This window comes from Natronococcus occultus SP4 (assembly GCF_000328685.1).
Taxonomy (GTDB): domain Archaea; phylum Halobacteriota; class Halobacteria; order Halobacteriales; family Natrialbaceae; genus Natronococcus; species Natronococcus occultus.
Window position 1 is genome coordinate 185380 of sequence record NC_019974.1, and the last position, 15066, is coordinate 200445.

The following is a 15066-nucleotide window of genomic DNA, read 5'->3' on the forward strand; positions in this document are numbered from 1 at the left end:
CGCCCTCTCCGTATGTTCAAGACGATCGACGATCTCGACACCGAGCAGCAACTGCTGGTCCGTCTCGACCTCAACGCCCCCGTCGAGGACGACGTCGTCCAGGACAACCGCCGATTCGCGCGCCACGCCGAGACGCTCCGGGAACTGCTGGCGGACGGCCACGCCGTTGCCGTGCTGGCCCACCAGGGCCGACCTGGCCGCGACACGTTCGTCTCGCTCGAACAACACGCCGCGATCCTCGCCGACCACCTCGATCGGGACGTCGACTTCGTCGCCGACACCTTCGGCGAGGACGCGCTGGCGGCGATCGACGACCTCGAGGGCGGCGAGGCGCTCGTCCTCGAGAACGCCCGGATGTGCGACGAGGAGCTTCCCGAGGAAGCGCCCGAGGTCAAAGCCGACACCGAGTTCGTCCGGACGCTCGCCCCGGAGTTCGACGCCTATGTCAACGACGCCTACTCGGCGGCCCACCGCTCCCACGCCTCGCTGGTCGGCTTCCCACGGGTGATGGACGCCTACGCAGGACGCGTGATGGAACAGGAGTACACGGCGAACTCGTCGATCCAGGAGCGGGAGTTCGACGGCACCGTCACGATGGCGCTTGGCGGGACGAAAGCCGAGGACCTCATCCCCGTCATCGAGAGCGTCGACGGCGTCGATCAGTTCTGTCTGGGCGGGATCGTCGGCGAACTCTTCCTGCGGGCGGCGGGCCACGACGTCGGCTACGACGTCGAGGGAACCGACTTCTTCGACGACCAGTGGGACGACCAGCGCGAGACGATCGAGCGCATCCTCGAGGAGTACGAAGACTCCCTGTACCTCGCGACGGACCTCGCCTACGAGGGAGCGGACGACGAGCGCGCCGAGGTCGACGTCGAGGGACTCGAGAAGGAAACGTCCTACCTCGACGTCGGCTCTGACACCGCCGAGACGTACGCCGACCTCGTCCGCGAGTCCGAAGCCGTCTTCGTGAAGGGCGCGCTGGGGGTCTTCGAGGACGAGCGCTTCGCCGACGGCACCGTGACGGTGCTCGAGGCGATCGCCGAAACCGACTGCTTCTCGGTCGTCGGCGGCGGCGACACCTCCCGGGCGATCGGGATGTACGGTCTCGACGAGGACGACTTCGGTCACGTCTCGATCGCCGGCGGCGCCTACGTCCGCGCGCTCACCGGCGAGCCGCTGGTCGCGGTCGAAGCGCTGGAAGCGGCCGCCGAGTAGGGGCCGCTGATAGCAAGACCTTTCGGCTCGCTACCTCCATTATCGAGTATGTCTGACCTCAGTGCGGCCGCAGAGACGGCCGTCCGGCAGTGTCTCGCACTCGAGTCCTCTGAGCGCTGCGCCGTCGTCACCGACGACGAGCGCGAACCGATCGGCGAGGCGATCTACGAGGTCGCGAGCGCGGTTACCGACGACGCCGTCATCGTCCGGTACCCGCCCGGCGAGACCCACGGCGCCGAACCCCCATCCCCGGTCGCGGCCGCGATGGCCGGCGCCGACGTCGTCCTCGCGCCGACGACCAAGAGCCTGAGCCACACTCGCGCCCGCGGCGAGGCCAACGAGGCCGGCGCTCGCGTCGCGACGCTGCCCGGGATCACCGAGGAAGTGTTTACGACGGGACTGGACGCCGACTACGAGGCGATCGCCGACCACTCCGCCGACGTCCTCGAGCAGGTCGCCGACGCCGAGGAGATCCGGGTCACCGCACCCGCGGGGACCGACATCACGTTCGGGATCGGGGATCGGGAGTTCCTCTCGGACACCGGGATCGTCCACGAGCCCGGCGAGATGTCGAACCTCCCAGCGGGCGAGGTGTTCGTCAGCCCCGAGACGGCGGAGGGCACGTTCGTCGTCGACGGGACGATGCGTCCTCACGGGCTGCTTGAGGACGGCCAGGAGCTTCGCTTCGAGGTCGAGGACGGCCTCGTCACCGACATCTCGGACGACGAAATTCGAGAAACGGTCGAAACCGCAGCCGAGGAGGTCGGCGACGCCGCGTACAACCTCGCGGAGCTGGGGATCGGCACGAACGTCGCGGTCACCGACCTCGTCGGCTCGGTCCTGCTCGACGAGAAAGCCGGCGGCACGGTCCACATCGCGATCGGCGACGACGCGGGGATCGGCGGCGACGTCGAGGCACCGATCCACCTCGACGGAATCGTCCGGGAGCCGACAGTGTGGGCGGATGACGAGGAAGTGGAACTTCCTCGAGCGTAGCCAGCGAGGGAACCGCGAGGCGGGGAAGCCGTGCGGTTTCCAGTGGCGAACGGCGACGAGCCGTGAGCGACCGGAAGTGGAGTGTTCGCGAGGCGAGTGAGGGTCGACGCGATGGTGCCGATGCGAGCGAATATCGGGCTCGCGCGCGGTCCAATCGCCTTTTAGGTGCGTGGCGTCTACGGCGTGTTATGAACGACGTTCCAGACCGGATCCCGACGCCCTGTCCGTCGTGCTCGCCGGACCTCGAGACGGTCCACGAGGTACTAACGGAAGGCGGCGGAGCGCTGACGGTTCGTTGTAGCGAGTGCAGTCACGTCCACAAGGTACAGCCCGATCCCGACCGCGAGATCACCCTCGACGTCGTCGTCTCCCAGGAGGGCGAGTCGTTCACCGCGAACGTCACCGCGCCCGAGGACGAGACCATCGAGGTCGGCGACGAGTTCATCCTCGAGACCGACGAGGTGCTCTCGACGGTCCGGGTCACGAGCGTCGAGCTCGACGGCCACCGCCGCGTCGAGGAGGCCGACGCCGACGAGATCGAGACCGTCTGGACCCGCGAGGTCGACAACGTCGCGGTCAACGTCACGGTCCACCCCCAGGACGGCTCCCGGGACGACAGCCGGAGTATCACGGTCTATGTCCCCGGCGACTACGAGTTCGAGGTCGGTGCGATCGAGGAGTTCGGCGACGACGAGTTCGAGATCGACGCCTTCGTCGTCCGGCAGGACGCCCCGGAATACGATCGAGACCGTTACGATATGGAGGGTGACACGGGCGTCGCGAAGGATCTGAAGCGGGTCTACGCCTACGACGAACAGACCAGCGCCTGGTCGGCCTGGTAACCAATCTCCCGGCCGATGGTCGCTTGACCGATCGATCGTCCGAACGGACGCGGCGGCACGCAGTTGCGTCCCACAGGCTATTGCTCGCGAGCCCGTAGGTCCATTCATGTTCGATCGGTTCAGCTCCGACGACGGAGACGGCCGGACGGACGGCTACGAAACCGCCCGTGAGCGGATGGTCCGAACCGTCGCCGACCGCGTCGCCGACGATCGCGTCCTCGAGGCTCTCCGTGCCGTTCCGCGCCACGCGTTCGTCCCGCCCGACCGACGCGGCGACGCCTACCAGGACCGGCCGCTGCCGATCGGCGACGGCCAGACGATCAGCGCGCCCCACATGGTCGCGATCATGGCCGACACACTCGCCCTCGATCCCGGCGCGGACGTCCTCGAGATCGGCACCGGCTGCGGGTACCACGCGGCGGTGACCGCCGAGATCGTCGGCGCCGACCACGTCTACAGCGTCGAGTACGGCACGGAGCTCGCCGAGGACGCGCGGGAGCGACTCGCCGAGACGGGGTACGGCGACGTCTCGGTCCGCGTCGGTGACGGCCGCGAGGGGTGGGCCGAGCACGCGCCGTACGACGCCGCGTACTTCACCTGCGCGACGCCGGAGCTGCCCGATCCCGTCGTCGAGCAGGTCCGTCCCGACGGCCGGCTGCTCGCCCCGATCGGAACGGGGTTCCAGACGCTCGTCCTGGCCGAGAAACGCGCGGACGGAAGTCTCGAGCGAACGGAACACGGCGGCGTTCGGTTCGTTCGAATGCGGTAACCGCTCACGGGTTGCGCGGGCGGGCGCGCAGTTGATAACGCCTCGTCCGTTAGCCCGGGTATGGACCCTGCGGTACTGCGGGAAGATATGGTCGACGGCCTCGAGTCGCCGACCAAGGTGGCCCTCGACGACGAGGCCGTCGCCATCGCCATGCGTGACGTCCCCCGTCACGAGTTCCTCGAGGACGACCACGCTGCCTACGCCGATCGAGCACACGAGGTCCTCGAGACCCGCGTCCTCGCACCGAGTACGGTCGCCCAGCTGTTCGAAGCGCTCGCGATCGAGAACGGCGACGACGTGTTGATCGTCGGCGCCGGGATCGGCTACACGGCAGCGGTAGCAGCCGAGATCGTCGGCGAGCACCGCGTTCACGCCGTCGATATCTCGCGGCCGCTGGTCTACGCGGCCCGGACCAACCTCGAGCGAGCGGGGTACCAGGGCGTCCTCGTCGATCGTCGCGACGGCGCCGGCGGACTTCCCGAGTACGCCCCCTTCGATCGGATCCTCCTCGAGGCAGCCGCGGTCGATCCGCCCCGCGCGCTGCTGGCCCAGCTCGCGGACGGCGGCCGTCTCGTTCTCCCTCGCGGGACCCAGCCACAGCGGATCACGGCCGTCGATCCCGACGGCTCGAGCGACGAGTTCGGCGTCGTCTCGTTCGATCCGCTCCTGCTGGAGGGCGAGCAGTCCGGCGCCGTCGAGCGCAACCGAACCGATCGCGAGGACGTCGAGTACGCCCGCCGCCGGGCGGACTCGCGAACGGGCTGGGAACAGGAGTGGATCGAGTGGGACGATCGGCTCCGCTGATCGACTATCGATTCGATACCCGCTACCGGTCAGCTAGTTCTGGCAGCCGTTCCTTGAGGCGGTACTCCTCTGCACGGTTGACGCTCGGATGGGAGATTTCCGGTTCCGCTATCCGAAGATACGTACTCTTCGCACCGGCGTCCTCGGATGGAACCCAGTACAGTTGCTCAGTCTCACGACACCTGACGGCGAACGCGTCGATCTCGTCTCCGTAATCGGCTCGAACGACGTCCCCGTCTGACGTTGTCTTGCTCGCCGTTTTGAATCGGACGACATCGTCCTCGATCCACCCGGTTTTGCACTGTACTCGCTCCAGGGTCGTTCCCGTGTCCAAAACGAGGTCGTAGCTCTCGTTGTCCCCGAATGGAATCGAAACGGTATAGCCCTCGGCGATCAGTGCGGCCATGATCTTGGCCTCGGTTTCGTCCCCGATCTGTTTCGTATTCACTGGTAATTGTTGGCTCGCCTTCACCGAAAAATTGAGAGAACCTGATCTAGTCGCCTGTACCGGTACCCGAGGGTAGGGACCTGTTATTATGTTTCCGACACCGCGAGCCGCTGCTTACGATACTGAGAAAGCGCCCGAGGCGGGATTTGAACCCGCGTCACGACCGTGACAGGGTCGTATGATGGGCCACTACACCACCCGGGCAGACAAGTCGCAAGAAAGCGCCCGGAGCGGGATTTGAACCCGCGTCACGACCGTGACAGGGTCGTATGATGGGCCACTACACCATCCGGGCTTGCTTGCGGCGTCTTGCGACGCATTTCTTCGTTTCCCGGTGAGAGTATTAAGGCTTTCCAATCGTGAAACGTGTGGTAGGCCGAACCGCGCCACCGATAGCTCCGTCCGTGTTGGTCTCCCCACAAGGAATATAACCGAGAACCGGCTACGTACGAACGTGATAGCTACTCCCGGTCAAGTTCGCCAGGCCGGATAGCCGCGCTTTTGAGTCGAGTTAGTAACCGTTAAATGCGTCCCGCCGCTACGTGCCTGTAGTATCTCGTGACAGCCGCTTCTCTCCCGATAGCCCGCACCAACACATGGTAGACGTAAGCCAACACGAACTCGTCCCGGAGCACACCGTTCTCGAGGAGGACGTCCTCGAGGAGGTGCTCTCCGAGTACGACATCGACCGCACAGACCTGCCGAAAATCAAGCGCAACGACTCCGCTCTCCCGGACGAAGCGGAAGTCGGCGACGTCATCAAGATCGTTCGGAACTCACGCACAACCGACCAGGCAGTCGTATACCGACTTGTGGTAGAATAAATGGCAATGGAACTTGATCGATCGAAACGACGGGACATCTCGCGCGAATACTTCTCGAAAGAACGGCTCGCAGAACACCACTACCGCTCGTTCAACGCCTTTCTCAACCGAGGCATGCAAGAGGTCGTCGACGAGAAAGAGACGATCGACACGGATATCGGCGACAAGGAAGGCGAAGAGCCGGTCCACGTCAAGCTCGGCGACGTTCGGGTGGTGACGCCCCGCGTACGGGAAGCCGACGGCTCCGAGGAGCTACTATACCCCCAGGAGGCCCGCCTCCGCAACATCACTTACTCCGCGCCCGTCTTCATGGAGATGTCGATCGTGAAGGGCGAGGAGGGCGACCAGCGAGTCGTCGACTCTACAGAGACGAAGATCGGCCGGATGCCGATCATGGTCGGCTCCGATAAGTGTAACATCGCCGGCTTCAGCGACGAAGAACTGATCGAGATCGGCGAGGACCCCGCCGATCCCGGCGGCTACTTCATCGTCAACGGCTCCGAGCGGGTGCTGATGACCAGCGAGGACCTCGCGCCGAACAAGATCCTCGCGGAGTACGACACCAAATACGGTGACGAGATCCAGGTCGCCAAGACCTTCTCGCAGCGCCGTGGCTACCGCGCGCTCGTGCTCTGTGAGCGGACCCGTAACGGCCTGCTCGAGGTCTCGTTCCCCTCGGTTTCGGGCTCGATCAACTTCGTCACGCTCGTTCGAGCACTGGGGCTCGAGAGCGACGAAGAGATCGTTCACAAGGTCTCGAACGATCCCGAGGTCGTCAAGTACATGCTGGAGAACCTGGAGGAAGCGGAAGTCCAGACCGAGGAGGAAGCCATCGAGGCGCTCGGCAAGCGCGTCGCCTCCGGTCAGGGGAAAAATTACCAGCTCAAGCGGGCCAACTACGTCATCGACCGCTATCTCCTGCCACACCTCCACGAAGAGGGCGTCGACGAGGAGGACGTCCGGATCAACAAGGCCCACTACCTCTGTCGGATGGCCGAGGCCTGCTTCGAGCTCGCCCTGGGTCGCCGCGAGGCCGACGACAAGGACCACTACGCCAACAAGCGGCTGAAGGTCTCCGGTGACCTGATGAAGGACCTGTTCCGGACCGCGCTGAACAAGCTGGCCCGGGACGTGAAGTACCAGCTCGAGCGCGCGAACATGCGCAACCGGCAGCTCTCGGTCAACACCGTCGTCCGTTCGGACGTCCTGACCGAGCGTCTCGAGCACCCGATCGCGACGGGCAACTGGGTCGGCGGCCGCTCCGGTGTGAGTCAGCTCGTCGACCGCACCGACTTCATGGGCGTCCTCTCGCACCTGCGTCGCCTGCGCAGCCCGCTCTCACGATCCCAGCCTCACTTCGAGGCGCGAGACCTGCACGCGACCCAGTGGGGTCGCATCTGTCCCTCCGAGACGCCGGAGGGTCCGAACTGTGGACTGGTGAAGAACTTCGCGCAGGCGATGGAGCTCTCCCAGAACATCGAGGACGAACAGGAACTCAAGCGCGAACTCGCCTCGATGGGCGTCGAGGGGATCCCCGGTCTCGAGGGTATCGAGCGATCGACCGCAGACGACTGATCAACTATGAGCAGCCAACAACGAGAAGCGAAAGTCTACGTGAACGGGTCGCTGGTGGGGACCCATCCCGATCCGCACGAACTGGCCGAACAGATCCGCGAAGCGCGACGCATCGGCGACGTCAGCGAGATGGTCAACGTCTCTGTGAAAGAGCGCACCCGGGAAGTGATCGTCAACGCCGACGCGGGTCGCGCACGGCGACCGCTGCTGGTCGTCGAGGACGGCGAGCCCCGCATCTCCGAGCAGGAACTCGAGGCGCTGCAGGACGGCGACCTCGAGTTCGAGGACCTCGTCGAGCACGGCTACATCGAGTTCATCGACGCCGAGGAGGAGGAGGACATCTACGTCGCCGTCGACGAGGACGACCTCGAGGAAGAACACACACACCTCGAGATCGACCCACAGCTGATCTTCGGAATCGGTGCAGGGATGATCCCCTACCCCGAGCACAACGCCTCGCCCCGGATTACGATGGGCGCGGGGATGATCAAGCAGTCGCTGGGACTGCCCAGCGCGAACTACCGGATCCGTCCGGACACGCGCCAGCACCTGCTGCACTACCCGCAGCTCTCGATGGTCAAGACCCAGACGACCGAGCAGATCGGCTTCGACGAGCGACCCGCTGCCCAGAACTTCGTCGTCGCCGTGATGAGCTACGAGGGGTTCAACATTGAGGACGCGCTGGTGATGAACAAAGCGAGCGTCGAACGCGCGCTCGCTCGCTCGCACTTCTTCCGAACGTACGAGGGCGAGGAGCGACGGTATCCGGGCGGCCAGGAGGACCGCTTCGAGATCCCGAGCCAGGACGTCCGTGGCGCCCGCGGCGAGGAGGCCTACACCCACCTCGACGAGGACGGGCTGGTCAACCCCGAGACGAAGGTCGACGAGAACTCCGTTTTACTCGGGAAGACCTCGCCGCCGCGGTTCCTCGAGGAGCCCGACGACATGGGCGGGCTCTCGCCCCAGAAGCGCCGTGAGACCTCCGTGACCATGCGCTCGGGCGAGTCCGGTGTCGTCGACACCGTCACCCTGATGGAAGGCGAGGACGGCTCGAAGCTCTCGAAGGTCTCCGTGCGCGACGAACGGATCCCCGAGCTCGGGGACAAGTTCGCCAGTCGCCACGGCCAGAAGGGGGTCGTCGGCCACCTCGCGCCACAGGAGGACATGCCGTTCACCGAGGAGGGGGTCGTGCCGGACCTCGTCCTGAACCCGCACGCACTGCCGTCGCGGATGACCGTCGGCCACATCCTTGAGATGATCGGCGGCAAGCTCGGCGCGATGGAGGGCCGTCGCGTCGACGGGACCCCGTTCCTCGGCGAGGACGAATCCGAACTGCGCGAGGGACTCGAGGAGGCTGGCTTCGACTCGGCCGGCAAGGAGACGATGTACTCCGGGATCACTGGCGAGAAGATCGAGGCCGAGATCTTCGTCGGGATCATCTTCTACCAGAAGCTCTACCACATGGTCTCGAACAAGCTCCACGCCCGCTCGCGTGGTCCCGTGCAGGTGTTGACCCGCCAGCCCACCGAGGGTCGCGCCCGCGAGGGTGGCCTCCGTATCGGGGAGATGGAACGGGACGTCTTCATCGGTCACGGCGCCGCGATGACCCTGAAGGAGCGACTGCTCGACGAATCCGACCGCGAGTTCATCCACGTCTGTGGTCAGTGTGGAATGAGTGCGGTCGAGAACGTCGAACAGCGCCGCGTCTACTGTCCGAACTGCGACGAGGAGACGGACATCCACGAGATCGAGATGAGCTACGCGTTCAAACTCCTCTTGGACGAGATGAAGGCTCTGGGTATCGCACCGCGACTGGAACTGGAAGACGCCGTCTAACCCACCATGCAAAACAGCACACCAAAGGACATCGGATCGATCAACTTCGGGCTCATGGAGCCCGAGGAGTACCGGGAGATGAGCGCGACGAAGATCATCACGGCCGACACCTACGACGACGACGGCTTCCCCATCGACATGGGGCTGATGGACCCCCGGCTGGGCGTTATCGACCCCGGGCTCGAGTGCAAGACCTGCGGCAAACACTCGGGGTCGTGTAACGGTCACTTCGGACACATCGAGCTGGCCGCGCCGGTCATTCACGTCGGCTTCACGAAGCTCATTCGACGGCTCCTGCGAGGGACCTGTCGGGAGTGTTCGCGGCTCCTGTTGACCGAGGATGAACGCGAGGAGTTCTACGACAAGATCGACGAGTCCCGGAAGCTCGGTCGCGACTTAAACGACGTCACGAAGGCCGCGATCCGCCAGGCCCGCAAGAAGGACCGCTGTCCGTTCTGCAGCGAGGTCCAGTACGACATCGACCACGAGAAGCCCACGACCTACTACGAGGTTCAGCAGGTGCTGGCAAGCGAGTACTCCCAGCGTATCGCCGGTGCGATGCAGGGCGACGAGGAGGCCGGCGTCGAGCGGACGACACCCGACGAGCTCGCCGAGAAGACCGAGATCGACATCGGGCGGATCAACGAGATCCTCTCGGGCTCGTTCCGTCCGCGCGAGAGCCAGCGCAAGGCGATCGAGAAAGCGCTCGACATCGACCTCACGGAGGAGGACACGAACAAGCTGATGCCAAGCGACATCCGGGACTGGTTCGAGGCCATCCCGGACGAGGATATGGAGGTTCTGGGAATCAACCCCGAGCGATCGCGTCCCGAGTGGATGATCCTCACCGTCCTTCCCGTCCCGCCGGTGACCGCTCGGCCCTCGATCACCCTGGACAACGGCCAGCGCAGCGAGGACGACCTCACCCACAAGCTGGTCGACATCATCCGGATCAACCAGCGGTTCATGGAGAACCGCGAGGCCGGTGCACCCCAGCTGATCATCGAGGACCTCTGGGAGCTGCTCCAGTACCACGTCACCACCTTCATGGACAACGAGATCTCGGGGACGCCCCCGGCTCGCCACCGCTCCGGCCGTCCGCTCAAGACCCTCTCTCAGCGGCTGAAGGGCAAGGAGGGTCGGTTCCGTGGTTCCCTGTCCGGGAAGCGGGTTAACTTCTCCGCCCGAACCGTCATCTCGCCGGACCCGACGCTTTCCCTGAACGAGGTCGGCGTCCCCGACCGCGTCGCCAGCGAGATGACCCAGACGATGAACGTCACCGAGCGCAACGTCGACGAAGCGCGGCGCTACGTCTCGAACGGGCCCGAGGCCCACCCCGGTGCGAACTACGTGCGTCGTCCCGACGGGCGTCGCCTGAAAGTGACCGAGAAGAACTGCGAACAGCTCGCCGAGAAGGTCGACGCCGGCTGGGAAGTAAACCGCCACCTCGTCGACGGCGACATCGTCATCTTCAACCGGCAGCCGTCGCTGCACCGGATGTCGATCATGGCCCACGAGGTCGTGGTCATGCCGTACAAGACGTTCCGTCTGAACACCGTCGTCTGTCCGCCGTACAACGCTGACTTCGACGGCGACGAAATGAACATGCACGCGCTGCAAAACGAGGAAGCGCGGGCGGAGGCCCGCGTCCTCATGCGTGTTCAGGAGCAGATCCTGAGCCCGCGATTCGGCGAGAACATCATCGGGGCAATCCAGGACCACATCAGCGGGATGTATCTCCTGACCCACGACAACCCCCGATTCAACGAGACCCAGGCGCTCGACCTGCTGCGCGCGACCCGGATCGACGAGCTGCCCGAACCCAGCGGCATCGACGACGAGGGCGAGCCGTTCTGGACCGGCTACGACGTCTTCTCGGAGCTGTTGCCCGACGACCTGAATCTCGAGTTTACCGGCACCGTCGGCGACGACGTCGTCATCGAGGACGGCCAGCTGCTCGAGGGAACCATCGCCGAGGACGAGGTCGGCGAGTTCGGCGGCGAGATCGTCGACACGATCACGAAGGTTTACGGCAACACCCGCGCCCGGATCTTCGTCAACGAGGTCTCGACGCTCGCGATGCGGGCGATCATGCACTTCGGGTTCTCGATCGGGATCGACGACGAGACGATTCCGGAGGAAGCCCAGGCTCGGATCGACGAGACCATCGAGGACGCCAACGACCGCGTCGAAGAGCTGATCGAGGCCTACGAACGGGGCGAACTCGAGAGTCTGCCCGGTCGAACGATCGACGAGACCCTCGAGATGAAGATCATGCAGACGCTCTCGCGTGCGCGTGACAACGCCGGGAACATCGCCGACGAACACTTCGACAACGACAACCCGGCGGTCGTCATGGCCGAATCCGGCGCTCGTGGTTCGATGCTCAACCTGACCCAGATGGCCGGCGCGGTCGGCCAGCAGGCAGTCCGTGGCGAACGTATCAACCGTGGTTACGAGGACCGCACCCTCAGCCACTACAAGCCGAACGATCTCTCGGCCGAGGCACACGGCTTCGTCGAGAACTCCTACACCAGCGGCCTGACTCCGCGGGAGTTCTTCTTCCACGCGATGGGCGGTCGCGAGGGGCTAGTCGACACGGCGGTTCGAACCTCGAAGTCGGGGTACCTCCAGCGACGCCTGATCAACGCTCTTTCCGAACTCGAGGCACAGTACGACGGAACCGTCCGAGACACCTCGGACACGATCGTCCAGTTCGAGTTCGGCGAGGACGGGACCTCCCCGGTCAAGGTCTCCTCGGGCGACGAGAACGACATCGACGTCGAGCAGATCGCCGATCGGGTACTGGACTCCGAGTTCGAGTCCGAGGCCGAGCGACAGGAGTTCCTCGGTATCAAGGCCGAGCCGACGAACCTCTCGGAGTACGCCGACGATCGACTCGCCGAGGGAACGGAGGTGACCTCCGATGACTGAGATCGACTACAACGTCGATGACGATATGATCGCCGTCGTCGAAGACGCCGACCTCCCCCGACGACTCAAGGACGAGGTCTACGCGACCCTCGAGGACCGTGGCGACGCGACCGTCGAGGACGCCGACGAGCTCGCGAAGGCAGTCGAAGCCCGGTATACGGATACGCGGGTCGATCCGCTCGACCCCGTCGGCACCGTCTCGGCACAGTCGATCGGCGAACCCGGAACGCAGCTGACGATGAACACGCTCCACTACGCGGGGGTCGCGGAGATCGACGTGACCCAGGGGCTGCCACGGCTGATCGAGCTGGTCGACGCACGGAAGACCCCGGACACGCCGATGATGACGATCTACCTCGAGGACGAGTACGCCACCGAGCGCGAGAAGGCCCACGAGGTCGTCTGGAAGATCGAGGCGACGAAGATCCTCGCGCTGGGCGACGTCTCGACGAACGTCGCAGACATGCGAGTCCAGATTTCGCTCAACGAGGACACCCTCAAGGAGCGGATGATCACGCCCGAGGAAGTCGCCGAGATCATCCAGGACAACCTCGGCGTCAAGGCGGTCCAGCAGGGTACCCAGATCGAGTTCGGTCCCGAGGAGCCATCCTACCGCGATCTGCTCCAGCTGGTCGAGGAGCTGCGTGAGATCACGTTCAAGGGAATCGAGGACATCTCCCGGGTCGTCATCCGACGGGAGGAGCTCGACGACGGCAGCGAGGAGTTCGTTCTCTATACCGAGGGGTCGGCGTTCGGCGACGCTCTCGAGATCGAGGGCGTCGACGCCTCCCGGTCGACGTGTAACAATATCCACGAGATCCACCGCAATCTCGGTATCGAGGCCGCCCGTGAGGCGATTATCGAGGAAACGAACAACACGCTGGCCGAGCAGGGGCTCGACGACGTCAACGTCCGTCACCTGATGCTCGTCGCGGACATGATGACCAACCGCGGCGAGATCGAATCGATCGGCCGTCACGGCATCTCGGGCTCGAAGGACTCGGTGCTTGCCCGTGCGGCGTTCGAGGTGACGGTCAACCACCTGCTCAACGCTGCCATCCACGGCGAGGTCGACGAACTCGACGGCGTTACCGAAAACGTTATCGTCGGGAAACCGATCAAGCTCGGCACCGGCGACGTCGATCTCCGAATGGGCTCGACGAGTCCCGGCAGCGGTCAGGCGGACTGATCGATGGCGGTAACCCTCGACGACGACGCGCGCCAGTACCTCGCGCTGTTCGAGGAAGTCACCGACGTCGCCGGCCAGGACTGTCTCGTCGACGAGCGCGACGGAGACGAGCGGCTCGTCCTCGTCGTTGTCAGCGATCGGATGGGTGATGCGATCGGTCCCGGCGGTCGGACAGTCAAACGATTCGAGGACCGGGCTGGGGCCTCGGTCCGTCTCGTCGAGGACGCCGACGATCCCGAGACGTTCGTGGCGAACGCCCTCGCTCCGGCGGCGGTCTACAACGTCACGATCAGCGAGAACGACGACACCGTCGCCTACGTGGAAGTCGCCGACGAGGACCGAGGCGTCGCGATCGGTACCGACGGCCAGACGATCGATACTGCCAGGCGGCTCGCCGCCAGACACTTCGATATCGACGACGTCCAACTGCTCTGACTCCCACCTTGCGAGAAGTTCTTTCGAGCGCCGAAACGCCCTGAGATTCCTTCGTTACCCCCCATAGAGCGTTCTCGTGGCGTAATCGCGCCTCCAAACAGGGACGCTTAAGTGTCTTCGACCGATAGCGACGAGCATGGCAAACGGCAAGTACGCCGCGCGCAAGCTCAAGAAGGACCGCCAGAATCAGCGGTGGTCCGACTCGGACTACGCGCGCCGCGCCCGTGGACTTCGCGAGAAGTCCGACCCCCTCGAGGGGGCCCCACAGGCACGAGGTATCGTACTCGAAAAGGTCGGCATCGAAGCGAAACAGCCCAACTCGGCGATCCGAAAATGCGTCCGGGTCCAGCTGATCAAAAACGGCAAACAGGTCACCGCTTTCTGTCCCGGTGACGGTGCGATCAGCTTCATCGACGAACACGACGAAGTCACCATCGCCGGTATCGGCGGGGCGAAGGGTCGTGCGATGGGTGACCTCTCGGGTGTCAACTACAAGGTCGAGAAGGTCAACGGCGTCTCGCTGATCGAACTGGTTCGCGGTAACGCAGAGAAACCGGTGCGATAACGATGGCTGCAGAAGATCAACCCGATCCCGACGCACCCGCTGGTGACGCTGACGTCTCCGCGAAGCTGTTCGGAACGTGGGAGACCGACGAGATCGAGTACGGCGACCCCTCGACCGAGCGCTATATCACGGTCACGCCGGTCGCACACACCGCAGGCCGACACGCGAGCAAGCAGTTCAAGAAATCCCAGATCTCGATCGTCGAGCGGTTCATCAACCGCCTGATGCAGACCGAGGAGAACACGGGGAAGAAACAGAAGACGCTCAATCACGTCCGTGAGGCCTTCGAACTCATCCACGAGCGCACCGAGGAGAACCCGGTGCAAGTCCTCGTCACGGCCGTCGAGAACTCCGCACCGCGCGAGGAGACGGTCCGACTGAAATACGGAGGGATCTCGGTTCCGAAGGCGGTCGACGTTGCACCGCAGCGCCGTGTCGACCAGGCACTGCTGGTCCTCGCCGATGGTGTACAAAACGCCTCGTTCAAGACCTCGACACCGGTTGCGGAGGCCATCGCGAACCAGCTTATTGGGGCGGCCAACTACGACGTCCAGACATACGCGATCAGCCAAAAAGAGGAGAAGGAACGCGTCGCGGCTGCAGCACGCTAGAACGCTTCATCTTCTTTCCT

General features: G+C 64.7%; 14 protein-coding genes and 2 tRNA genes. 13 read left to right on the plus strand and 3 right to left on the minus strand.

What is annotated here, in order from left to right; genetic code table 11:
* Window positions 1-12: 12 nt before the first annotated feature.
* The 5 genes from NATOC_RS00915 (at window position 13) to NATOC_RS00935 (ending at window position 4629) form a co-directional block, all read left to right on the plus strand.
* On the plus strand, window positions 13-1218 hold the full coding sequence (locus NATOC_RS00915) for a phosphoglycerate kinase (RefSeq protein ID WP_015319527.1): 1206 nt from the start codon (window positions 13-15) through the stop codon (window positions 1216-1218).
* Window positions 1219-1266: 48 nt separating this feature from the next.
* Entirely contained in the window at window positions 1267-2214 is a 948-nt protein-coding gene (locus NATOC_RS00920) for an aminopeptidase (protein WP_015319528.1), read from the plus strand.
* A gap of 188 nt (window positions 2215-2402) precedes the next feature.
* Complete coding sequence (locus NATOC_RS00925; RefSeq protein ID WP_015319529.1) at window positions 2403-3056, plus strand: HVO_0476 family zinc finger protein; 654 nt, start codon at window positions 2403-2405, stop codon at window positions 3054-3056.
* A 106-nt stretch (window positions 3057-3162) separates the two neighbouring features.
* A complete protein-coding gene (locus NATOC_RS00930) occupies window positions 3163-3825 on the plus strand; it encodes a protein-L-isoaspartate(D-aspartate) O-methyltransferase (RefSeq protein ID WP_015319530.1) in 663 nt (220 codons plus the stop codon).
* Between the two features lie 60 nt (window positions 3826-3885).
* Window positions 3886-4629 carry a protein-L-isoaspartate O-methyltransferase family protein gene (locus NATOC_RS00935; protein WP_015319531.1) on the plus strand — a complete coding sequence of 248 codons (744 nt, stop codon included), beginning with the start codon at window positions 3886-3888 and terminating at the stop codon, window positions 4627-4629.
* Window positions 4630-4651: 22 nt separating this feature from the next.
* Here the strand turns inward: NATOC_RS00935 and NATOC_RS00940 are convergent, their stop codons facing one another.
* The 3 genes from NATOC_RS00940 to NATOC_RS00950 form a co-directional block, all read right to left on the minus strand.
* Window positions 4652-5077 (minus strand): group I intron-associated PD-(D/E)XK endonuclease, encoded by a 426-nt coding sequence (locus NATOC_RS00940; RefSeq protein WP_015319532.1) that lies wholly within the window; start codon window positions 5075-5077, stop codon window positions 4652-4654.
* 131 nt (window positions 5078-5208) lie between these two features.
* Window positions 5209-5281 (minus strand) — tRNA-Asp (locus tag NATOC_RS00945).
* Window positions 5282-5299: 18 nt separating this feature from the next.
* A tRNA-Asp gene (locus NATOC_RS00950) sits at window positions 5300-5372 on the minus strand.
* Between the two features lie 301 nt (window positions 5373-5673).
* On the opposite strand from NATOC_RS00950, the gene NATOC_RS00955 reads away from it, so the two are divergent.
* The 8 genes from NATOC_RS00955 to NATOC_RS00990 all read left to right on the plus strand — a co-directional run bounded on the left by NATOC_RS00955 (window position 5674) and on the right by NATOC_RS00990 (window position 15046).
* Window positions 5674-5901: a DNA-directed RNA polymerase subunit H gene (locus NATOC_RS00955; protein ID WP_015319533.1), complete on the plus strand. Its 228-nt coding sequence runs from the start codon at window positions 5674-5676 to the stop codon at window positions 5899-5901.
* Complete coding sequence (locus tag NATOC_RS00960) at window positions 5902-7476, plus strand: DNA-directed RNA polymerase subunit B'' (protein ID WP_015319534.1); 1575 nt, start codon at window positions 5902-5904, stop codon at window positions 7474-7476.
* A 6-nt stretch (window positions 7477-7482) separates the two neighbouring features.
* Window positions 7483-9312 (plus strand): DNA-directed RNA polymerase subunit B, encoded by a 1830-nt coding sequence (rpoB, locus tag NATOC_RS00965; RefSeq protein ID WP_015319535.1) that lies wholly within the window; start codon window positions 7483-7485, stop codon window positions 9310-9312.
* A 6-nt stretch (window positions 9313-9318) separates the two neighbouring features.
* Window positions 9319-12246, plus strand: a complete 2928-nt coding sequence (locus NATOC_RS00970) for a DNA-directed RNA polymerase subunit A' (protein WP_015319536.1) — start codon at window positions 9319-9321, stop codon at window positions 12244-12246.
* Entirely contained in the window at window positions 12239-13435 is a 1197-nt protein-coding gene (gene rpoA2 / locus NATOC_RS00975; RefSeq protein ID WP_015319537.1) for a DNA-directed RNA polymerase subunit A'', read from the plus strand. The genes NATOC_RS00970 and rpoA2 overlap by 8 nt, the downstream gene beginning before the upstream one ends.
* Before the next feature lie 3 nt (window positions 13436-13438).
* Window positions 13439-13870 (plus strand): NusA-like transcription termination signal-binding factor, encoded by a 432-nt coding sequence (locus NATOC_RS00980; RefSeq protein WP_015319538.1) that lies wholly within the window; start codon window positions 13439-13441, stop codon window positions 13868-13870.
* A gap of 136 nt (window positions 13871-14006) precedes the next feature.
* Entirely contained in the window at window positions 14007-14435 is a 429-nt protein-coding gene (locus NATOC_RS00985; protein ID WP_005554545.1) for a 30S ribosomal protein S12, read from the plus strand.
* 2 nt (window positions 14436-14437) lie between these two features.
* On the plus strand, window positions 14438-15046 hold the full coding sequence (locus tag NATOC_RS00990; RefSeq protein WP_015319539.1) for a 30S ribosomal protein S7: 609 nt from the start codon (window positions 14438-14440) through the stop codon (window positions 15044-15046).
* Window positions 15047-15066: the final 20 nt, after the last annotated feature.